The sequence below is a fragment of the Candidatus Methanoperedens sp. genome, from assembly GCA_012026795.1.
GTDB lineage: Archaea > Halobacteriota > Methanosarcinia > Methanosarcinales > Methanoperedenaceae > Methanoperedens.
Genome location: VEPM01000010.1, coordinates 112344 through 132477, shown reverse-complemented (window position 1 = coordinate 132477; position 20134 = coordinate 112344). Strand labels below are relative to the sequence as shown.

Annotated in this window: 21 protein-coding genes; 18 read left to right on the top strand and 3 right to left on the bottom strand. The window is 39.4% G+C overall.

From position 1 onward, the window contains the following. Positions 1-77: 77 nt before the first annotated feature. Genes FIB07_05780 through FIB07_05740 form a run of 9 tightly spaced genes read left to right on the top strand, consistent with a single transcriptional unit; the run spans position 78 to position 8933 of the window. Positions 78-926 carry a polyprenyl synthetase family protein gene (locus tag FIB07_05780; protein ID NJD52363.1) on the top strand — a complete coding sequence of 283 codons (849 nt, stop codon included), beginning with the start codon at positions 78-80 and terminating at the stop codon, positions 924-926. 6 nt (positions 927-932) lie between these two features. Continuing rightward, the gene (locus FIB07_05775) at positions 933-2156 is read left to right on the top strand and encodes an NAD(P)/FAD-dependent oxidoreductase (GenBank protein NJD52362.1); all 1224 of its coding nucleotides are present in this window, start codon (positions 933-935) and stop codon (positions 2154-2156) included. Between the two features lie 10 nt (positions 2157-2166). Then, on the top strand, positions 2167-3393 hold the full coding sequence (locus FIB07_05770; GenBank protein ID NJD52361.1) for a DUF116 domain-containing protein: 1227 nt from the start codon (positions 2167-2169) through the stop codon (positions 3391-3393). Next, positions 3390-4316, top strand: coding sequence for a hypothetical protein (locus FIB07_05765; protein NJD52360.1), 927 nt, complete (start codon positions 3390-3392; stop codon positions 4314-4316). The genes FIB07_05770 and FIB07_05765 overlap by 4 nt, the downstream gene beginning before the upstream one ends. Positions 4317-4318: 2 nt before the next feature. Then, entirely contained in the window at positions 4319-4603 is a 285-nt protein-coding gene (locus FIB07_05760) for a MoaD/ThiS family protein (protein ID NJD52359.1), read from the top strand. Between the two features lie 2 nt (positions 4604-4605). Further along, positions 4606-5928 carry a pyridoxal-phosphate dependent enzyme gene (locus tag FIB07_05755; protein NJD52358.1) on the top strand — a complete coding sequence of 441 codons (1323 nt, stop codon included), beginning with the start codon at positions 4606-4608 and terminating at the stop codon, positions 5926-5928. 41 nt (positions 5929-5969) lie between these two features. Further along, complete coding sequence (locus tag FIB07_05750) at positions 5970-7073, top strand: hypothetical protein (protein NJD52357.1); 1104 nt, start codon at positions 5970-5972, stop codon at positions 7071-7073. 2 nt (positions 7074-7075) lie between these two features. Continuing rightward, entirely contained in the window at positions 7076-7735 is a 660-nt protein-coding gene (locus FIB07_05745) for an aquaporin (protein ID NJD52356.1), read from the top strand. Beyond that, complete coding sequence (locus tag FIB07_05740; protein ID NJD52355.1) at positions 7695-8933, top strand: terpene cyclase/mutase family protein; 1239 nt, start codon at positions 7695-7697, stop codon at positions 8931-8933. The genes FIB07_05745 and FIB07_05740 overlap by 41 nt, the downstream gene beginning before the upstream one ends. Before the next feature lie 18 nt (positions 8934-8951). On the opposite strand, the gene FIB07_05735 is transcribed toward FIB07_05740, so the two are convergent. After that, positions 8952-9587 carry a helix-turn-helix domain-containing protein gene (locus FIB07_05735; GenBank protein NJD52354.1) on the bottom strand — a complete coding sequence of 212 codons (636 nt, stop codon included), beginning with the start codon at positions 9585-9587 and terminating at the stop codon, positions 8952-8954. 85 nt (positions 9588-9672) lie between these two features. Here FIB07_05735 and FIB07_05730 point away from each other — a divergent pair, with 85 nt between their 5' ends. Genes FIB07_05730 through FIB07_05705 form a run of 6 tightly spaced genes read left to right on the top strand, consistent with a single transcriptional unit; the run spans position 9673 to position 14810 of the window. After that, positions 9673-10581: an ArsA family ATPase gene (locus tag FIB07_05730; GenBank protein NJD52353.1), complete on the top strand. Its 909-nt coding sequence runs from the start codon at positions 9673-9675 to the stop codon at positions 10579-10581. A 4-nt stretch (positions 10582-10585) separates the two neighbouring features. Then, positions 10586-10912, top strand: coding sequence for a hypothetical protein (locus FIB07_05725; GenBank protein NJD52352.1), 327 nt, complete (start codon positions 10586-10588; stop codon positions 10910-10912). 9 nt (positions 10913-10921) lie between these two features. Then, entirely contained in the window at positions 10922-11806 is an 885-nt protein-coding gene (locus FIB07_05720) for a hypothetical protein (protein NJD52351.1), read from the top strand. A gap of 2 nt (positions 11807-11808) precedes the next feature. Continuing rightward, the gene (locus FIB07_05715) at positions 11809-12984 is read left to right on the top strand and encodes an ABC transporter permease (protein ID NJD52350.1); all 1176 of its coding nucleotides are present in this window, start codon (positions 11809-11811) and stop codon (positions 12982-12984) included. 1 nt (position 12985) lies between these two features. Continuing rightward, positions 12986-14143, top strand: a complete 1158-nt coding sequence (locus FIB07_05710; GenBank protein ID NJD52349.1) for an ABC transporter permease — start codon at positions 12986-12988, stop codon at positions 14141-14143. Between the two features lies 1 nt (position 14144). Next, complete coding sequence (locus FIB07_05705; GenBank protein NJD52348.1) at positions 14145-14810, top strand: ABC transporter ATP-binding protein; 666 nt, start codon at positions 14145-14147, stop codon at positions 14808-14810. A 1-nt stretch (position 14811) separates the two neighbouring features. On the opposite strand, the gene FIB07_05700 is transcribed toward FIB07_05705, so the two are convergent. Further along, on the bottom strand, positions 14812-16518 hold the full coding sequence (locus FIB07_05700; GenBank protein NJD52347.1) for an aldehyde ferredoxin oxidoreductase: 1707 nt from the start codon (positions 16516-16518) through the stop codon (positions 14812-14814). A gap of 260 nt (positions 16519-16778) precedes the next feature. Here FIB07_05700 and FIB07_05695 point away from each other — a divergent pair, with 260 nt between their 5' ends. Continuing rightward, complete coding sequence (locus FIB07_05695; GenBank protein ID NJD52346.1) at positions 16779-17912, top strand: deoxyhypusine synthase; 1134 nt, start codon at positions 16779-16781, stop codon at positions 17910-17912. Here FIB07_05695 and FIB07_05690 read toward each other — a convergent pair. Then, a complete protein-coding gene (locus tag FIB07_05690) occupies positions 17909-18700 on the bottom strand; it encodes an ABC transporter ATP-binding protein (GenBank protein ID NJD52345.1) in 792 nt (263 codons plus the stop codon). The genes FIB07_05695 and FIB07_05690 overlap by 4 nt on opposite strands. 177 nt (positions 18701-18877) lie before the next feature. On the opposite strand from FIB07_05690, the gene FIB07_05685 reads away from it, so the two are divergent. Further along, positions 18878-19147 carry a hypothetical protein gene (locus tag FIB07_05685; protein ID NJD52344.1) on the top strand — a complete coding sequence of 90 codons (270 nt, stop codon included), beginning with the start codon at positions 18878-18880 and terminating at the stop codon, positions 19145-19147. A gap of 68 nt (positions 19148-19215) precedes the next feature. Further along, positions 19216-20130 (top strand): glutamine-hydrolyzing GMP synthase subunit GuaA, encoded by a 915-nt coding sequence (gene guaA, locus FIB07_05680; protein ID NJD52343.1) that lies wholly within the window; start codon positions 19216-19218, stop codon positions 20128-20130. Positions 20131-20134 lie beyond the last annotated feature (4 nt).

Genomic DNA, 20134 nt, shown 5'->3' with positions numbered 1-20134 from the left:
ACCAGCACCCAGGCATCTCTGATTTACATTTAAAAAAAAATGATTTGATAATCAAAGCTCTATACCAGAGAGTTAAAATGGTGAATGAATCGATACCAAATTTTCCTTCCATAACTCCCCTGGATGAGATGTATCTTGCTATGCACCGCCTTATGGATGCCGATGGAAAAAGGCTCCGTCCCTCAACGTTGTTAGTAGCAGCAGAAGCTGTAGGGGGGGAACCGGAAGATGTAATCCCTGCTGCCCTGGCTATCGAATTGATTAATAATGTCTGCCTGATCCATAATGACATTATAAACGGTGCCGATACGCGGAAGGGATATCTCACTGTTCATAAAATTTGGGGGGCATCTGATGGGATTCTCGCAGGGGATGCCCTGTATTCGAAAGCTTTTGAAATTCTTTCATATGCAAAAAGCGGACCATCACAGATCATCGAAAGTATGCAAATCCTATCCAAAACCTATATAGATCTATGTGAGGGGCAATGGATGGATATAGACTTTCAAAAAAGAAATGATGTGACAGAGAGCGAATATTTACAGATGGTGGAGAAAAAAACCGCTGTTCTTTTTGCGGCTGGATTAAAAATAGGCGCTGTATTATCAAATGCAAGCAGGGAAGAAGCGCAGGCATTATGGGACTTTGGATGTCTTGCAGGTGTTGGTTTCCAGATATACGATGATGTGACTGATCTTATAGCATCTGAGGGAATACCTGGAGAACCGGAAAGTGGAGACATAATCGAAGGAAAACGCACTATCAAAATATTGAAGGAAACAGGTTCAATTGATCGTGCCCTGAACAGGGCTTCCAGTTTTATAGATGCTGGTAAATCCGCATTGGAAATACTGCCGGATTCTGAAGCGAAAAAGATACTTATCGGTTTTACAGATTATATGGTTCAACAAAAATATTATGGGTGATAAAAAATGAAATATGACACAATTGTAGTAGGAGCCGGTCCTGCGGGAAGCTTTACAGCTTTGAAATTAGCAGAACAGGGTCAGAAAGTTCTGCTTATCGATAAACAGGGCAGAGATAGATATAAACCATGCGGCGGTGGGATGTGTACACGATGCCTCAAATTGGTCGGAGAGCCGCCTGATGAAGTTATCGAGAGAAAGGTTAAAAAAGAAACACTTTACACAAAAAATAAGAGCTTCTCAGTTTCGTGTTCTGAGTCAGTTGAAAAAAAAGGTATAGTAGTATACCGGAATAAATTTGACTCGTGGTTAATTGATAGAGCAGAGGCAAAAGGTGTTGAGATCTTAGAAAAGAGCAAAGTAGATTCTATTAAAATGAACGGTGGAGCGACAATAAAGTTAGAGGGAGGAAAGGAATTTGAATCTGATGTTCTGGTCGGTGCCTGGGGAGCGTCTTCTTACCTGTATAAATATATTAACATTAGCCCACCGAAATATTATATATCTATTTCCCAGGAGCTAAAACTTCCATCCGGTCTGGTTGAAGAGAGATTAAATGAACCCGAAATTTTTTGGGATGGGAATATTACTACCAATGGTTATTTCTGGATTTTTCCAAGAAAAGAAGGGGTTAATATTGGTTATATTGAACAAACAAAAAAAGCGAATGGAATTAAAGAAAAATTCAATAAAATAATTCAAAATCATCCAATAATATCTCAGAAATTAAAAGGATCAGAAGAAATGAAGATAAATGGCAGATCTTTGTTTGGGCATCCGGTTGCAGAGAGTTATCTGGATAAGTTTCATGGGGATCATTTTGTGCTTGTAGGAGAAGCAGGTGGTCTGATTAATTCCCTTACAGGTGAAGGTATTTACTATGCATTGAAGTCAGCAGAGTTAGCAGCATCTATCATTAGTGAAGGGGAATATTCCGAGAAAAGCCTGGGGCGCTATACAGAACTTTGTTACTCTGAATTGATTGATAATGATTTGAAATATTCTGCCAAAATGGCAAAAATGATGTTTGGTCACAAACCACAATTTCACGACCGCATCATGGATGCCATGCTGGAATTGACAGAAGAAAACAGTGAGATAAAAAAAATAATGGAGAGTATGTTTTCTAGCGTTGAGTACGGCCAGATTTATAATCCCCTGATGTCAAAAAAAGGGCTCCTGATTCGTAAACTGGGTCTTCTTGGCGTAATGAAAATGATATCAGGGTAGGAGGATAATCATGGTAGGAGTCGTAATATGTCAGTGCCGGGGAAGAGGGTTTTTCAAGCAGGAAGACTTTGGTAAGCTCAGTACGTATATAAGGGAGAACCATAATGTCAAATATATAAGTGAACATCCGTATCTATGCAGCCCAACACTTGGCTTACCTTTTTTGAATTCTTTACTGAAAAATGACAAAATTGTAACGCTTGCCTGTTACCAGAGATCGCAAAAATGGCTTTTCAACTCGTGTAAGGGAGAGTTGGTTCATGTTAACATGAGGGACTTGGGTCTGAAAGAAGTTATTACTGAGATGAAAAATATATTACCTGCAAAAAATGGGGAAAATACCGAAGAAATTCATGAATGGTTTCCGGTAATTGATTATGACAGATGTACTGGATGTGGCAGCTGCTTTGACTTCTGTATTTTTGGTGTTTTTGATATCCAGGATGATCAAGGTGGAGTAAAAGTTGCAAATCCATATAATTGTAAAGATAACTGCCCTGCATGTGCAAGAGATTGTCCCGAAGAAGCTATAATCTTTGCAAAATCTACGGAAAAATGGGTTTCCGGCGGAGAAGGAGAGGGATCTTCAGAATCAGCAGTATTTACAATAAAGGATTTTGAATATCCTGGTAGAGCCAGGAAAATCTCAAATATACCTGATCCGGAGGACAGGCAAAAAATACGTGAACTTATTTACACAAGTAAAGAGAGCGTTGATTGTATAGATGCAACCGGAACAAAAATACTAAATCATCTGGGCTTGCCTTCAAAATATCTTGATTTTACTATAGCGGAGTTAAAGACCCAGATATTGAGTGAAGACTTCAGTAAAATTCCTTATGATAAAAGAGTTTTGATAGTACCTCATTGCCTTCGCGACTCTGAGAAATGCCGAAATCACTATGAACCACTGGAAACTGGTTTACAGCTTATCTGCGAGGATTGCGGAAGTGAGAATTGCAAGATTAATCCTATCATTAAGGTTGCCAGGGAATTAGGTTATACCATCTATATCTCAGAAGGAGCAACGGTAGTGTTAAGAATGCTCAAAGAAAGAAAAGCCAATGCATTTTTCGCTGTTGCCTGCCTGGATTCTTTGATGAAAGCCATTCCAATTGTAGATTCTTTGAAAATACCAAGCGGAGGTTTACCTTTGTTAAAAGGAGGATGTAAAAATACAGATATTGAGATCGATACAGTAATCAAGCGAATCAGGTTGAATAAGGTGATGTCATGAATAGCTTATGCATAGCTACAGTTAAAGAACTATCACCTGAGCTTCAGGAGGAATTGAATGACACAGAAAACTTATTTAGCAAGCTCCAACAAAAAGATGGTGGATTTGTCGGAAGGTTGGGCGAAACTACTTCGGATTTATATTATTCATTCTTTGCAATTGAAACATTCAAAATGATTGAGAAAGAAAAATTGTTAGACCGTAGTGGCCTTAAAGATTTTTTATTTTCATGCTATAATAAAAATGGTGGTTTTGGATATAGAAAGGATGCATATCCTGATATGATTCATACTTTCTGTGGAATCGGAACATCCATAGCAACTGGTAACTTCGATGAACTTGATATAGATAAAATCAGTAAATTTATTCTATCTTTACAGTCCACAGAAGGAGGATTTCTGAAAGATGAAAAATCGAGCCAACCCACTGCATACTCGACATTTTATGGGATTTTCTCTTTGAACCTGCTGGATAAGTCTGATTTATTGGATAAAGAATTTCTCAATAAAACCTCTGAATTTTTGATAAACCTGAAAACACCGGAAGGAGGTTTTAAAGCATCATATAAATCTTTGCAACCAAATCTTGTTGAGACAGCATCGGCGTTGTTTTCATTGTATTTATTAGATTATTTAAATCGGATTGATGAAAAACAAGTTAAAGATTTTGTATTAAATTGCCAGTCAAACGCCGGTTTCAAAAATCATTTGAGATCCAGAACAACGGACCTTGCTTCATTTTTTTGTGGAGTTAATTCTCTTACGCTTTTGGAGTGTTTAAATACAATTTCTGCAAGCAAAGTTACAGATAGCATTCTTAATTTCAAGACTCCCTGGGGCGGATTTGGCAATATGGGTGCTCCTGATATTGAATATACATATTATGCTATCTATACCATGATTCTTCTTTCAAGAGAGAGGTAAAAATGAGAGAAATATATGTTAGATTCTTTGGAATAATTTCCTCTGAGACAGGTCACAGGGAAATTAAAATAAACACAGATGCAAAAAATATTGGTGAACTGATTGTTGAAGTTTGTGATAAGTATGATAACTTAAAAAAGAGACTATTGTCTTCAGAGGATTCACTCCTCAACAGGCATGTCAGATGTTATGTGAACGGGATGGATATCCGACTTATCAGAGAATATAAGACCAGGTTAATGGATGGAGACAAAATATTATTTTTGGTTTCATTCCAGGGAGGTTAAAAATGGGTATATTAAAATGCAGGGATTGTGGAACTTTGTATCCTGAGGCTATGATAACATCCTGTAGTGAATGTTATGGTCCTGTTGATACATGTATAGAAGACATTGACAGAAGCATCAAAAGCAAGATTGAGAGCCGTTATCCAAGCATGTGGCGGTATCTGGAGTTTCTGCCTGTCAATGATAAAAGGGCTGTGGATTTAAATGACGGATGGACTCCTTTGCTCAGAAGTGATAGACTTGGCGAGGTCACAGGCATAAAAAATCTTCATTTAAAATTCGAAGGTACTAATCCAACGCAATCTTATGAAGATCGTTCTGTAAGTATCTCCATAAATAAAGCGATTGAATTTAATAGCACTGAAATAGGATGCGCTTCGACACATTATATTGCGGACTCCGTAGCAGCGCACGCAGCAAGAACCGGGCTAAAATCTTATATCTTTGTTCCGGATAATACAACCCCTGAAATAATATCTCCTTTATTATCGTATGGAGCGCAAGTATTGAAAGTTTATAAACAGGAAGGGGATATAGATTGTCAATGCCATGGGAATGACCCGGCTACATGTACGCTGGTAACAAGGATCGCTGAAATACCGGAGTTGAATTTGCCGATTGTTGACCTGGATTTGCGCAGTTATTTCAATTCCGGTTATAAGACTTTGAGCTATGAGATAGCAGAGCAACTTGGATGGAAATCACCTGATAACATTGTGATACCGGAAGGCTCCGGCTCTCTCACTTATAATATGTATTTAGGTTTTAAGGAACTGTACGAATCAGGACTGATAGAAGACTTACCTGAATTTTTTATAGTTCAATCCAGCGGTTGTGCTCCGATTGTGGACGCTTTGATCCGTGGAAAAGAAATACCAACCCCATTAAGGAATCCTGTGACTCTGTGCGAAAATCTTCGGGTTGGTGATCCGGCCGATGGTCTTTATGCCCTCAGGGCAATTAAACATGGCGGGTATGGTATTGCAGTTGAGGATAAAGAAGGAATAGAATATGCGGAATTGATCGCAAAGAAAGAAGGAATATTACCGGATTATAGCGGAGGGCTGGCGGTTGCCGGAATGGTCAGGCTTTGCGAGGCTGGCAAAATAAGCCCGGCTGACAGCACGGTTGTTGTACTGCCGGCTTCAGGTATTAAGAAAAGAGATAGCTGCCAGTTATGTCCTGATTTACAAGTACCGAGAATTTCATCAAATATCGCAGATTTACAATCATATTTAGAAACTGAAAAGAAAAATATGATACGAACGGCAATATTTAAGAAAGCGGGGGAAGCTGCCGAGCCACCCGCTCTTTTAAGAATATAAAACATAAAAATAAATAAGAAAAATAAAAAGGAGAGATAAAAATGGAAAAAATAGTAAAACTTGGAATAGTAGGTGGTTTCCTTGGTGCAGGTAAGACCAGCACTATAATAGAAATAGGTAAAAAACTGGTAACCGATTACGGCAAGCGTGTAGCGATAATCACGAATGACCAGGGAGAGGAACTGGTGGATACCAAAATCGTCAAGGATTACGGCTTTGAAGTTGGCGAAGTTCTTGGTGGATGTTTCTGCTGTAAGTTTCCTGATTTTATGGCCTCATCTGAGGATATCCTAAAAAAAACCAATCCTGACATAATTCTTGCAGAACCCGTCGGGAGTTGTACAGATATCCCTGCAACACTGCATATGCCGATAAGAAAATTTTATAAAAATACTTTTAAAATAGCGCCACACATCGTACTTGTGGATGCCCAGCGCGTACTTAATATGTCTTCTGAGATGGATCTGGCATCACCTGACACATCCACAGGGTATCTATTCTCGCATCAGATACAGGAAGCAGAGGTTCTGGCAGTGAACAAAATAGATCTTGTGTCCCCTGATCAAATAGATAAAATAAAAGAAATATTAAAGAAACTCAACAGCAGGGCAGAAATAATGTTAATCTCAGCTGCGAACGGAACCGGGATGGATATGCTGGCCGGAAAAATATTGAATGACGAATATAAAAACTATTATTATCCGCATGTTGATTATAAAGTTTACGGCAGTGCCGAGGCAGAGATGGGATGGTTAAACGGGGTATGGAAGGTAGATAGCAAACAGGATTTCAGAGTCAAGGAATTCATCAGGGATATTCTGATAACTGCGGCGACAGATATAAAACAAAAAAATGGAGAGATAGGTCATGTTAAGATATATTTCTCGGACAAAAAAAATTTTACAAAAGCCAGCTTAGTTTCATTTGGCCAGGATGTGTGTTTCACAGGTTTAATTCCGGACAAATCAGGATCAGGGGAGATGGCAATAAATGCTCGCGTTGCAATAGGCCCCAAAGAGCTGAAACAAACTATTCTGGATTCGCTGGAAATAGTCTCCTCAAAGTATGATACGGAACTTAATACACTGAAAATAGAAAGTTTCAGTCCACCGCAGCCTGAACCACATCACCGGATTCTGGGATAACCATGTTCAAGAAAATCGTGGCGGAATTTATAGGAACATTTGCTCTTGTGTTTGCTGGAACAGGAGCTATAATTGATGATTCATTAACCGGGAAAATAGGACACATTGGCATAGCCATGTCTTTTGGATTGGTGGTAGCTGTTATGATATATTCCCTGGGGCATATATCGAAAGCCCATTTTAATCCTGCTGTGACGATTGGTTTTGCTTCAGTCGGGAAATTTGAAAAAAAGCACGTTCTCCCTTATATCGGTGCTCAAATTGGAGGTGCAATTCTCGCAAGCGCTTTACTTTTTATGATATTCGGTAATATCGGGAACCTTGGCGCTACCCTGCCCAGAGGTTCATGGGAGCAGTCGTTTATATTAGAAGTTGTAATGACCTTTTTCCTGATGTTAGTTATAATATCAGTCGCTACAGATGCCAGGGTTAAACCTGAAGTTTCGGGTATTGCAATAGGCGGGGTCGTAGCCCTTGATGCACTTTTCGGGGGTGCAATCTCCGGTGCGTCAATGAATCCTGCCAGGTCTTTAGGACCAGCGATAATTGGTGGAATACTGGATCATCAATGGATATATCTGGTAGCCCCGGTCATAGGTTCACTAATCGCGGTCGTGATTTATGAGTATATCAGGACCGGAAAAAAGGTTATGGACGGTTAAAATGTCAAAAGAAAAAATAATAGATAACAGACGAATCATTTTCAGAAAACCAGTCAACTGCTGGGCAATGTTGATCCTTCTACTGGGATTTTCTGCCTCTATAGCTTCTGGCATGCCAGAAGCCCCTGCTTCACATGTGTTGTCAGGGATGCAATTGCTGCAATGCGAGATGGCAGAGAAATGGCACAGTAACAACTATTGTTTACCTCATAGAGATGTGGATACAGCAATAGGGAAAGCCATATCCTTCTTAAAAGAAAGCCAATTACCATCAGGCGAGTTTCAAACATACGTTTCATTGAGCCATGATATGGCTGATAAAATATATTTACCACAGGTTTTTAGTTCGGCAATTGTTCTTCACTCGCTTAGCTTTGTAGAATCCGATTCAGAAATCAATGAAATGAGAAATAAAACAGCAGTATATATATTGGCAAATAAAGAAGAACCGGGTGTGTGGAGATTCTATGGGAAGTATTCCAGTATGCCGCCTGATCTGGATGATACATCAGTAGCTTTTGCCTCTTTAAAAGAAACCGGAATATCTGTTGAAGAAAGCGGCTTAGAGTATGCACTTAACTACAGAAATCAAGAAGGTTTATTTTATACATGGATGAATGAAGAGAAATGGATGAACGAATCGGACCCTTTTTATTTGTTATATAAAAATAACGATATAGATCCTGTAGTCAATGCCAATATGCTGTATGGTCTCTCTCTTGCAGGCGAGCAGGCGCCAGAAGTTAGCGACTATCTGAATAGTTATATAGAAAATAATTCTTTCACTGAAGCCACAATGTATTATCACATTCCCTATATCCAGCTTTATACGTTCTCAAGAGCGTATGCGGATGGGCATGCAAAGGACTTAGAACTTTCAATGCCAGTAATAAGAAATTATCTTTTGAATACTCAAAGACCGGATGGAAGCTGGGGAAATGAAATAAACACAAGTATGGCTGCTATTTCATTAATGAATTCAGGATATAAAGGTAAAGCATTAGATAGGGCTATAACATATATATTGAATACTCAGAGAAGTGACGGGAGCTGGCCAGAGATTGGCGTCCAGTCATTAACATTCTATTATGGTTCAGAAGAATTTACTACAGCTTTCTCGTTAGAAGCATTAAGCAAGTATGATGACCTACATAATAGAAAATGGCAAAAAATGATGAGAAACGGAATTATCGAATAATTGAAATCTTAAACTTGTTTAACTTTTTTTTCCTATTAAATTCCGGATGACCTGGTTTTCAGCCTTATGCAGATGTTCAAGAAGAGTTGTCTTATGAATTCCAATTTTCCTGGCAAGCTGGTCTGCATTAATTTTCCTGGGGTGATCAAAGTAACCGTTATCATATGCATGCAGCAATATTTCTTTTTGCTTCTTAGTAAGTTTGCTGAAGGCATTTATGTTCAGGGGATTATATTTTTGTACTGATAATACATCAAATCCCCACCCAAATTCTTTTACAGTTTTAAGTATATTATTCAATTCTTCAGCCGAACCTATAATTCCAAATTGGCATATAGTCCCATCAAAAATAATCGGATACTCCAGTTTAAGATCAAATTGTCCCAAAAACCTGGAAATCTCATCAGAGAAAATTCCCTTTGCCAGGCATGTATAGTTTTTGCCTTCATTTTCTATTATGATCAAATCAGTAATATAATCGTTCTTTATACTTTCTATGCTCATTCCATCTTTGAGCGTAATATTGCAGACCTCTGTATGAGTGGTGGGCGTAAAGTTAAAAATCGAAAGAACTTCAAGGCGATCTATCATGCTGTTTAAAGGAACACAGCATTGAAATAAGCTTCCGGAAACACGCACGGTCATTTTTCTCATAATCTTAGTTTGTCAACCGGTCTTATATACACTCCTACATGTATGGGTAAAAACCTATCTTTGTTGGTTGCTTGATAGCGTTATCATGACAATGCAAGATTTGATAGATAATAAGAAGTTCCTTTTCTTTGGTGGGAAAGGCGGCGTAGGAAAAACCACAATGGCGTCTTCTACAGCAGTATGGTTGGCAGATCATGGGTATGATACATTGGTAGTGGCAACAGACCCAACAGTGAGCTTATCCGCAATTTTTGAACAGGAGATTGGAGAAACAGAGATGACAAAAATAAAAGAGGTTAAGAATCTCTGCGGACTCAATATAAATCCAAAGAAAGCATCCGGTGTTTTTCAGGCACGGTTGAATCAGATGGTAGACCAGCTCACAGGAATGTTCGGAAAGGAAGTAATGAATACACCCTGTGCAGAGGAGATGGCAGCCTTTGATCAATTTGTAAGCTATTTGAATACAGATGAAAAAGATGTTATAGTATTTGATACCGCTCCTACAGGACATACACTAAGGGAACTGTCAATGCCTTTTGATTGGGCGAATTATATTTCCAGGCAGCTTAAAAATAGATTAGTGCTGGGTAAATTATTGAATATCAAAACGGGAGGAGATACAATGGATAATTTAAACCTGGAACAAAAAAGGTACGAAAGTGCAATAAAAACACTGGCAGATACAAAAACAACTTTATTTACATTAGTATTGCTCGCTGAAAATCTCCCCATTGAAGAAACGGCAAGAGCGATCGAGAATTTGAGCCAGCTAAAAATAAATGTTCCGACCTTAATAATAAACGAAATAATACCCAATGAGGTGTTAAAAGGAAATTGGTTTTTAGAAAGGCGAAGATCAACGCAGGACAGATACATAAATATCATAAATAAAAGATTTAAAGATTTATACAAAACAGAAGTGCCTCTCTTTGAAACAGATATTACGGGAATAGAAAATATGAGAAAAATTGGGAAAATTCTTTATGGGTGATATTATGGAACACACAGTTATACTATTTCAGATACCGGGCTGCTGTGCATTGACCAGAGGGCTTGCTAACAGGAATTACTCCCGGATATTAAAAAAAATATGCAAAGAAGCCGATATTAAGTTCAATGATGCTGATCCGATGGCAGTACAGGATATTCTGATAAAATTAGTACAGGAACAGCGGCCTGATGTATGGCAAAAAGTAGAACAAAACGGGTTGTCTGTAATAATGGATTCATTCCCCGTTGTTGTAATGGACGGGAAAATTATCTCATTGGGTAAATTTAATGAGGACGATATGAGAAAACAAATACTCAGTGTGGCTAAATAATGGAGTTTTATGGTTAAAAATATAATGATGATTCTTGCTATTTTTATGATAATTACGTCCATAGCAGATGCCTCAGAAGGTTCCGTAGAAAAAGTGAAATTTTCTACTGAAAACAACTCGACATTTGTTTTTTCAAAAATCTATGTAGATGGCTTTGGTGTAAATTCCAATGGTTTCAAGCTAATTTTACGGACGTATGAGAGACGTATGGAAACCAGCTATCAGCCTTTTCTTGCTGATATAGAATATGCTTTGATTGATAGCGGGGGACAGGTTGTTTACTCTAAGAAAGTTGAACAGATTCCACTATCTACCGGGGTAGAAGGAGTTATTATCCTCGAACATCATGGAAATATAGCACTCGAAGAGGATAAAAATTACGAAGGGGTGGCAAAAGTGTACCTGTACAACAAAGGAATTCCAGAATATTACCTGACAGCACAATCGAGTTTCACTGCCAGAAATGATGCTGAAATAACCGAAGTTTATGGGGACAGCATAGGTGCAAGTGCTACAATAAAGAGCACATCTATGGTTCCTCTGGATGGTAAAATCATTTTTACTCTGAAGAAAGGCAGCAAGATTGTGGAAACCAGGGAAACCGATGCTCCTCATATTATGTCAAACGATAAGGAAAAAACGGTAAACATCCTGTGGCCTGATAATTTAGATGAGGGTACATATATGGTTTCAGTAATATTAAATGCAAGAAATCTTACTGTTAATTACGATAAGATCTTTAATGTTGATAACAGGACGGTTCCCAAAACCCCTGGGACGACAAATCAATCCGGCTTGTCAGGGGGCAGTGATTACAGTGCTTCGGGCTTTACAATAATTTGGCCAGTTCTTGCAATAGCCTTTATTGTTTTGATAAATAATAGGAGGAACTGAGAGTGTCTGTTGATCTTGGCTCTGCTTTTTTCTATTCAAGAAAAGACATCTTCAAAAATATAAAGATCTTCATAATTATTACCTTATCGATTGTTTTAGCGACTGCGAATATCATCGTTATCAATGGGCTTATTGATGGAATGATCGAAGATTTAGTTGATAACACTGTTGAATCTTCGGTGGGTCATTTAAATATCTACCCTGATAACAATGAACGGTTTATAGAAGGTATCGGGATAAAGGAGCAGAGACTTGTTGCATTAAAGGAAGTGGAGGCATATTCACCAAGGATTTCGGCAACCGGTGTTTTATCTAATAAAGAGCTATCAACATCCAATACTATACTGGCTCTGGACCCGGATAAGGAACGAAAGACAACAAAACTTCTTGAAAAACTCATCCGGGGTGCTTCTGTAAATTCTAATGATAAGAATGCCATTCTCGTCTCTTCCCGACTTGCTGAGGATTTAAAACTAAATGTCGGAGATGAAGCCACGCTGGCATTTGAAAATGGAATAATTAAGGTATATACTGTAAAAGGAATTGTCCGCACCGGTAACCTGGATTTCGACAGCTCCACCATTATTATGCCCATGGATGAAGCCTACAGGCAGCTTGCTGTTGATAATATGGCTTCTATTATCCTGATTAAGCTTTCAGATAAGAGCATGACGGAAATATACAAGCCAATGATCATGCAGAATCTGGATGTAAATAATATAAGAACATGGAAAGAAGAGACAGAATTCATATCAAACTTCGCTAATTCATGGCGGAGTATTTCAAGTATAATATCAGGAGTGGGTTTAATCGCAGCAGCGATTTCGGTTGGAATTGTAATCTATATAAATGTAATTCATAAAAAAAGACAAATCGGCATAATGAAAGCCATAGGAACGAGTAATGCCTTCATTTTCACAGTATTTTTGATGGAAGCTGCAATTTTTGGCGTAATAGGTGTTTTTCTCGGAGATTTTCTCGGATATCTTGCGATCAAGTACTTTGAAGCAAACCCATTTTTAGATGCCATATCACAGACCTGGATAAGTGCAAGGTATGAATCCCGGCTGTTCTATATTGCAACAACTGTTTCATTTGCAATAACGATACTGGCAGGAGTATATCCCGCTATTAAAGCAAGCAGGATGGAAATTATTAAAGCCATATGGGGTACATAAGATGTCCTCAATATTCTTCTATGCAAGAAAAGATGCAAAGAAAAATTGGAAAATGTTCTTTTTTGTAATAATAGCAATTGCCATTTCTACTGCGAATATTATTATAATAAATGGTTTCATGGATGGCCTGACTGATGGTTTCTTAGAAAAAACCATGGACACTTCTTCCGGACATATCAACATCTATCCAGATGAGAACGATAAATATATAGAAGGGCTGGGCATAAAGGAAAAAAAACTTGAGGGCCTGGATGAGGTGGTTGCTTATTCTCCAAGAATCACGGCAGGCGGAACTTTACATTATAAGGAAAAATTCAAAATTGTAAAAATTTTAGCCTTAGATCCCTTAAAAGAAAACGAAGTTACTATCCTGCTAAGTAAAGTTGATCCAGGTGAAACGCTTGCAGCTAATGACCGGGATGGAATGTTGATATCATACCGGCTGGCAGATGATTTAAAGGTAAAACTCGGTGATGAAGCGACCATGATATTTGAAAACGGAAAAACCAGAGTTTTTAAAATCAGGGGTGTACTGCACACTGGTCTGGCAATGGATACGAACACAATAATAATAAACTTTGAAGATGCAGCAGAACAGCTTAACCTGTTTAATAAAGCATCTATTATTCTTGTCAAACTGCATGATGAAACTCTTTCAGGGCAATATAAAAACAAAATATCCAGGGAACTTGGCATTCAAAAAATCAAAGAATGGGAACAAGAGATTGAATCCGTACTGAGTTCATTCAAAACATTCAGGGATATCAGTAATTTTATGAATGCAATTGGATTATTCACAGGAGCAGCATCCGTCGGTATAGTGCTTTATATAAATATATTACATAAAAGAAGGCAGATAGGTATATTAAAAGCAATTGGAATGAAGGACTTACAGGTATTGTTTGTATATATTCTCCAGGCAGTGTTTCTTGGAACAATGGGTATCCTGATTGGTGATGCGCTGGGATATGCAGGTACTAAATATCTGGAAGCACATCCTTTTCCTGACCCAACCCTTGGTTCTTTAGGTCCGAGATTTCATTTATATCTCATCTATGATGCCTCGCTTGTAACAATGCTCATTGTAATCCTTGCAGCAGCATTTCCTGCACTTATGGCAAGCAGAACGAACATAATAAAAGCAATCTGGGGCGATTAAAATGGAAATAATTAAAACCAACAATCTTAAAAAGAGCTATATGCTTGGAAAAGTCGAGGTTAAAGCGCTTAATGGCGTGGATACTTGTGTAGAACAGGGTGAATTTGTTGCCATTATGGGCCCTTCAGGCTGCGGCAAGTCAACTTTTCTGAATTTGACAGGCATGCTTGACACCCCGACTTCCGGTGAAATATACATAGAGGGTAATGATGTAACAAATATGAATAGCAACACGAGAGCGGAGTATAGACTGAAATACATAGGTTTCGTTTTTCAGTTCTTCAATCTTTTTAATGAGCTCACGGTCATGGAAAATGTAATGTTCCCTATGATGCTGAATAAGACGTCAAATTATAAGGAACGGGCAAAGGAATTGCTCAACCTTGTGGGTCTTGGTGATAGATTAAGCCACCTGCCGTCCGAACTATCTGGAGGGCAGCAGCAGCGCGTAACTATTGCAAGAAGTCTTGCCAATGACCCGAAAATTCTTCTTGCTGATGAACCGACAGGTAACCTGGATACAAAGTCTTCGATAGAAATCATCGAACTTTTCAGGAAATTGAACCGGGAGCAAGGTCAGACTATCGTGATGGTAACGCACAGTCCTGAGATCGGCGGGATGACGGACAGGATTATACATTTCAGGGATGGGATAATTGAGCATTAACTTATATTATCCCCAATTCCCTCAATTTCCCTTCACCCGGCACCCCATACTCATCCCAGCCCCTTTGCAGGTAATATTCATCAAGACTCTTCTCAAAATCATTCCTATCGATCCCACCATTTTCGAAAAACCTTTCAGGCAAAGTATCATCCTTTTTTGAAAATCCGGCTTTATTGTTGAAGAGTCTTTCAAGATTCCATATCCTTTCACCGCATTTCAGGTATTCTTCAATTGAATAATCCACACCCGTAGCAGCACTTAATAATTCTGCGAATATCTCTTCCGGAACTGAAAATGATGCGAATTTACACAGGACAAGCGAATCAATAGAGGCAGTTTCATCCTGCTGTATTTTCACAAGCTCTGCTTTCCCCGAAAATGTTAAGCGGTCAACCTTTTTTGGTTTGCCAAGAACCTCCGGTCCTGCCATATAAGCCCTCATGTGACATCCACCGCGATTTGAAGTTGCATATGCAAGAGCCATGCCCAGAAGTCCCCGCGGGTCATAACCCGGAAGCTCAAGCCCCTTGCATTGCATGGAAACATCTTTTCCCCGTAAATTTGAGAAAGCTTTCGAACCATTTCCAAGCTCTTTTCCAATCCCGGTATTATCACCCATTTTTTTCACTAATTCCGTGAATTCTTTTACATCCTCACCCATTATCTCAGCATAGGCAGCAATTGTCGAGCCTGCTGATATGGTATCGATCCCGTAATCATTGCACAGTCGGTTGACCTTGATTATCGATGCTATATCAGAATTATTGTTATCAGGCCCGAATGACCATAATGTTTCATATTCAGGCACCTCATAACCTTCAAATGCCCCGCTTTTTATTATGTGCTTGCAGGCGATAGTGCAATTATAACAGGCATGGCCTTTAATGTCATAATTTTCTTTGATGAATTCACCTGATACCATTGAAGCATCGCCGAATTCGTTTTTCCTGAAATTTCCTGCCGGCAGGATTTTCTGGAAATTCATAAGGTTCAGGAGTGCTGATGTTCCATAAGTCGAAAGACCTATTGATCCTTTTTTTATTAGATTTGAAGCCTCTTTGCATCCTTTTTCAAATTGTTCCTCATCTGCAATTGCGGGTTTTCGTGATCCTTTTACAACTATTGCCTTTAGTTTTTTTGAACCCATCACTGCGCCAAGTCCGCCGCGCCCGCATGCATGGAAATAATCATTCATGACATTTGCAATTGGAACAAGCCCCTCGCCTGCGCGCCCTATGCATGCCACGCGTCCTTTTCCCGAAAGCTTATCAGTGCATTGCCGGACATTTTTTCCCCATAGATCATTTGTATTGTTTATCCGGATATCATCGTCCTGTATGGAAATATAAACCGGCTCGTCAGATGCACCTTTTATAAGGAGCGCATCTAACCCTGCGGATTTTAATTCCTTTCCGAAAAACCCGCCGCTGCTTGAATCAAATATAGTGCCTGTAAGAGGTGATTTTGAAACCATGACATGCCTGCCTGACAGGGGCGTCCGTGTCCCTGTGAGCGGGCCTGTCGTGAAAATAAGGATATTTTCAGGCGATAAAGGATCAATATCCGGTGCCACTAAGTCATAATATAGCTTTACACCAAGACCTCTTCCGCCGATATAAGAACGTAATTCATCCGGGTCGCTGTTACTTTCGGTAATTTTTCCGTCGGTTAAATCGATAATTACGTTTCTTCCTGTCCAGCCATGCATGAGAATCAGAATGATGGTTTCTGATAATAAAGATATGTCAAAAGATAAATGAAATAATCTGGCTTTGTCAGACAGGTATCAAGGTAATTTTTCTTTTATCAAATGCCCCCAAACCCAACCTGTCTAATTCATCACGATACCACCGGATTGTATTCATGATAATTAAGCTTAAATGGTTTTACCCAAACTTTGCCCGATATGTCTTGAATAATTATTTGAATTATTACTAAAATATATAGTAACGACTGGAAATGACTGAAATGGATCACAATAAACATAATCACTGGGAAGGGAAAACTATCCTGCCGATTGCTCTTGATGAAAAAATGACGATAACGCAGCTTGTTGATGACATATTCGATGGGATGGGATATAATGCAAAGCGATTGGCGGAGGCGTGCCATCTTTTTAAGTCCATGCTGGATGAGAACTCAACTGTGTGTTTAACACTTGCGGGTGCAATGACCCCGGTAGGAATGGGTGGAGGCATTATTAAAATGATAGAGAAGGGATTTGTGGACTGGATCGTCACAACAGGCGCAAACACTTATCATGATCTTCATTTTGCATATAAACTTCCTGTGCACCAGGGAGATCATTGCGCTGACGATAATGATCTTGCCGAGCATGATGTTGTGCGTATCTATGATGTTTATATCGATATGCAAAGAACTCTTATAGCCCAGGATAAGATCATCCAGGCGCTTACGAGTAAAGCTGTTGAAGATAATAAGTTCCCTGGAAAATTTTCAACCGCATATTATTATAAAATACTTGGCGAAGGCGTATGGGAGACTGCAAAGAATCCTGAGAGATCATTTATAGCCTCAGCTTCAAAAAATAAAGTTCCGGTTTTCGTTCCCGGTTTTGCTGATTCATCGGTAGGCATGGGAACCAGCTATTTGCCCATCCTTGCAAATGGAAAATCCGGTTCATTTGATCTGGATCCAGAGGATTTCGTAGATCCAAGCCCTACAATGGATGTCCTTGAAAGTGCTGCCATCGTGCATGACAGCATGATACATGATATTCCCCGGGGTGTTCTTGAAGTGGGAGGCGGCTTGCCAAAGAATTTCCTTCAGCAGACAGGCCCGATGATATCCCAGATCATAGGGATGGAATGCCCTGGAGAGAATTATGTTGTCCAGGTAACTGTTGACCGCCCGGATACAGGCGGACTCTCAGGAGCCACCATAAACGAAGGCAAATCATGGGGTAAAATACCGAAGGCTGGAGAAGGAAATGTAATTCCCTATCTTGATGCAACTGTGGGTATCCCCATAATCTTTGCGTATGCTCTTGAAAACTGCAAACCCAGAAAACATAAGAAGTTGAGTGAGAGGCTGCCTGAGATTACGAGAGAATTGATAAAAGCGGCAAGGCTGAATGTTTAACTTTTCATTATCATCGGCCACAAACGCCCTTCTCTCTCATGCAACTCGACCGGTACTTCAAAAGTCTCACTGAGAACAGTATTTGTAAGAACATCTTCTCTTTTACCGCTTGCTATTATCCTTCCATTTCGCAAAGCCAGAGCATGGGTAATCGCGGGGATGATCTCCTCAATATGATGTGTGATATATATTAAAGTCGGACCATTGCGTTTAGTGCACATTTCCTGCACAGCATCCAGTAATCCTTCTCTGGCTTTCAGGTCAAGTCCTGCACATGGCTCGTCAAGGACAAGTAATTCCGGCTCAGGCATCAGCGCCCTTGCAAGAAGGGTTCTTTGCTTCTCACCGTCCGAAAGTGTATTGAATATGCATCCTGCCATATCAGACATTCCCAGTGAATCAAGTAAATAAGCTGCACGTTCATGATCTTTTGAATCCGGTTTCTCATACAGGCCAATACTTGCAAACCTGCCTGAAAGCACAATATCCCTTACTGTTTCCCACCCATGGATCATATCACGTATCTCGGAACTGCATTCTCCTATCTGTAAGCGGAGTTCCCGAAGATCAGTAGAACCGAATTTTTTACCCAGGACACGGGCTTTTCCTTCCGATGGATAGTGATAGCCATTGATTATACTGATAAGGCTTGTTTTACCCGAACCGTTTTGCCCGATTATCACCCAGTGCTGGCCTGGCTCTATACGCAATGATATATTTTGCAGGATCGCTTTGCCATTTCTAATGAATGATACGTTGTCCAGGCGGACAATTTGATATAAGAGCATAATGGTTTCATTATAATTTTACATGACTATAATTATATGCTTTGATATATTTGATTTAATTATCTGTATTAATATCACATTTATTATCAGATTTGTTACCAAAATATTTAAATCATTATTATCATTATGTATCTTTATAAGATATCGGTGTTCGAAACATATGTGGAAGGATAAAAAATGCTAGAGACAATTGAGGAAAGAATAAAATTGTTAAAAAAGGGTTTTACACAAAAACAAATGGAAGAGTTATATATTGAAGGAAATAATTTCAAACTTGTTAATACGCCCGTATTTTTTGAGTTAATTGAAATTAATGATCTATATGGCAGGGATATATGCATGAATTGTATAGAGGCAGTTGAATATGCCCAATCGATATGTTCTGAAGTGATAAATCTCTGTGATATTTCTAATTACATGAAAGCATATACAAAAATATTGCCATGAGTTGAATGATTTCCCGCATAAGAAAAAGAGTAAAACCATTTAAAGCATTAATAATAATTTAGAGGCTAATGGTCAAAGTTGATAAATTCATTCATGATAGCATTGAAAAAATTAGGAAAGATATTAAAGGCCGGGCAATAATCGCCCTTTCAGGTGGAGTTGATAGTTCTGTCTGTGCCGTACTTGCGCACAGGGCAATAGGAGATATGCTGACACCCATTTACATTGACACTGGCCTTATGCGAAAGGGTGAAACTGAGAGGATTAAGACAATATTTTCCGATATGAACCTCCGGGTCGTGGATGGAAAAGTAAATTTCCTCAAAGCCCTGAAAGGACAAACCGATCCTGAGAAAAAAAGAAAAGCAGTAGGTGAGGCTTTTATCAGGGAATTTGAAAAGGAAGCCAGGAAACTCGGAGCACGATATCTTATCCAGGGAACAATTTATCCGGACAGGATAGAGTCAGAAGGCGGGATAAAGAGTCACCATAATGTTGGCGGCCTGCCATCAGTTATTGATTTTGAAGGTATTGTCGAACCGATAGCAGACCTTTACAAAGATGAAGTGCGGGAGGTTGCAAGAGCGCTTGGCCTTCCGAAGGAAATCTCGGACAGGATGCCATTCCCCGGGCCTGGCCTTTCAGTCAGGATAATTGGAGAAGTCACCGAGGAAAAGCTGGATGTGATAAGGGAAGCAAATGCAATTGTTGAAGAAGAACTTGTGGAGCAATTTGCCCCATGGCAGACATTTGCTGCGCTTATTGAAAAGGGAACTGGTGTAAAAGGAGATGTGAGGGTGCATGGATGGATAATCGCAGTGCGCGCCGTAAGTTCAAGGGACGGGATGACGGCAGAGTCCATGGAATTGCCGTGGAGTGTGCTTCGAAGGATCGAGTCCAGGATAACAAGCCAGATACCAGGTGTTTCAAGGGTTCTTTATGACCTGACACCGAAACCTCCGGCGACGATTGAATTTGAGTAAAGCC

What these genes read in the sequence shown, in the direction of transcription:
- FIB07_05685 (NJD52344.1), top strand. Translation starts at nt 18,878, where the DNA reads ATGCTAGAGACAATTGAGGAAAGAATAAAATTGTTAAAAAAGGGTTTT.
- FIB07_05710 (NJD52349.1), top strand. Translation starts at nt 12,986, where the DNA reads ATGTCCTCAATATTCTTCTATGCAAGAAAAGATGCAAAGAAAAATTGG.
- FIB07_05745 (NJD52356.1), top strand. Translation starts at nt 7,076, where the DNA reads ATGTTCAAGAAAATCGTGGCGGAATTTATAGGAACATTTGCTCTTGTG.
- FIB07_05690 (NJD52345.1), bottom strand. Translation starts at nt 18,700, where the DNA reads ATGCTCTTATATCAAATTGTCCGCCTGGACAACGTATCATTCATTAGA.
- FIB07_05720 (NJD52351.1), top strand. Translation starts at nt 10,922, where the DNA reads ATGGTTAAAAATATAATGATGATTCTTGCTATTTTTATGATAATTACG.
- FIB07_05760 (NJD52359.1), top strand. Translation starts at nt 4,319, where the DNA reads ATGAGAGAAATATATGTTAGATTCTTTGGAATAATTTCCTCTGAGACA.
- FIB07_05700 (NJD52347.1), bottom strand. Translation starts at nt 16,518, where the DNA reads ATGCATGGCTGGACAGGAAGAAACGTAATTATCGATTTAACCGACGGA.
- FIB07_05705 (NJD52348.1), top strand. Translation starts at nt 14,145, where the DNA reads ATGGAAATAATTAAAACCAACAATCTTAAAAAGAGCTATATGCTTGGA.
- FIB07_05775 (NJD52362.1), top strand. Translation starts at nt 933, where the DNA reads ATGAAATATGACACAATTGTAGTAGGAGCCGGTCCTGCGGGAAGCTTT.
- FIB07_05780 (NJD52363.1), top strand. Translation starts at nt 78, where the DNA reads ATGGTGAATGAATCGATACCAAATTTTCCTTCCATAACTCCCCTGGAT.
- FIB07_05725 (NJD52352.1), top strand. Translation starts at nt 10,586, where the DNA reads ATGGAACACACAGTTATACTATTTCAGATACCGGGCTGCTGTGCATTG.
- FIB07_05765 (NJD52360.1), top strand. Translation starts at nt 3,390, where the DNA reads ATGAATAGCTTATGCATAGCTACAGTTAAAGAACTATCACCTGAGCTT.
- FIB07_05750 (NJD52357.1), top strand. Translation starts at nt 5,970, where the DNA reads ATGGAAAAAATAGTAAAACTTGGAATAGTAGGTGGTTTCCTTGGTGCA.
- guaA (NJD52343.1), top strand. Translation starts at nt 19,216, where the DNA reads ATGGTCAAAGTTGATAAATTCATTCATGATAGCATTGAAAAAATTAGG.
- FIB07_05695 (NJD52346.1), top strand. Translation starts at nt 16,779, where the DNA reads ATGGATCACAATAAACATAATCACTGGGAAGGGAAAACTATCCTGCCG.
- FIB07_05730 (NJD52353.1), top strand. Translation starts at nt 9,673, where the DNA reads ATGACAATGCAAGATTTGATAGATAATAAGAAGTTCCTTTTCTTTGGT.
- FIB07_05755 (NJD52358.1), top strand. Translation starts at nt 4,606, where the DNA reads ATGGGTATATTAAAATGCAGGGATTGTGGAACTTTGTATCCTGAGGCT.
- FIB07_05770 (NJD52361.1), top strand. Translation starts at nt 2,167, where the DNA reads ATGGTAGGAGTCGTAATATGTCAGTGCCGGGGAAGAGGGTTTTTCAAG.
- FIB07_05740 (NJD52355.1), top strand. Translation starts at nt 7,695, where the DNA reads ATGAGTATATCAGGACCGGAAAAAAGGTTATGGACGGTTAAAATGTCA.
- FIB07_05735 (NJD52354.1), bottom strand. Translation starts at nt 9,587, where the DNA reads ATGAGAAAAATGACCGTGCGTGTTTCCGGAAGCTTATTTCAATGCTGT.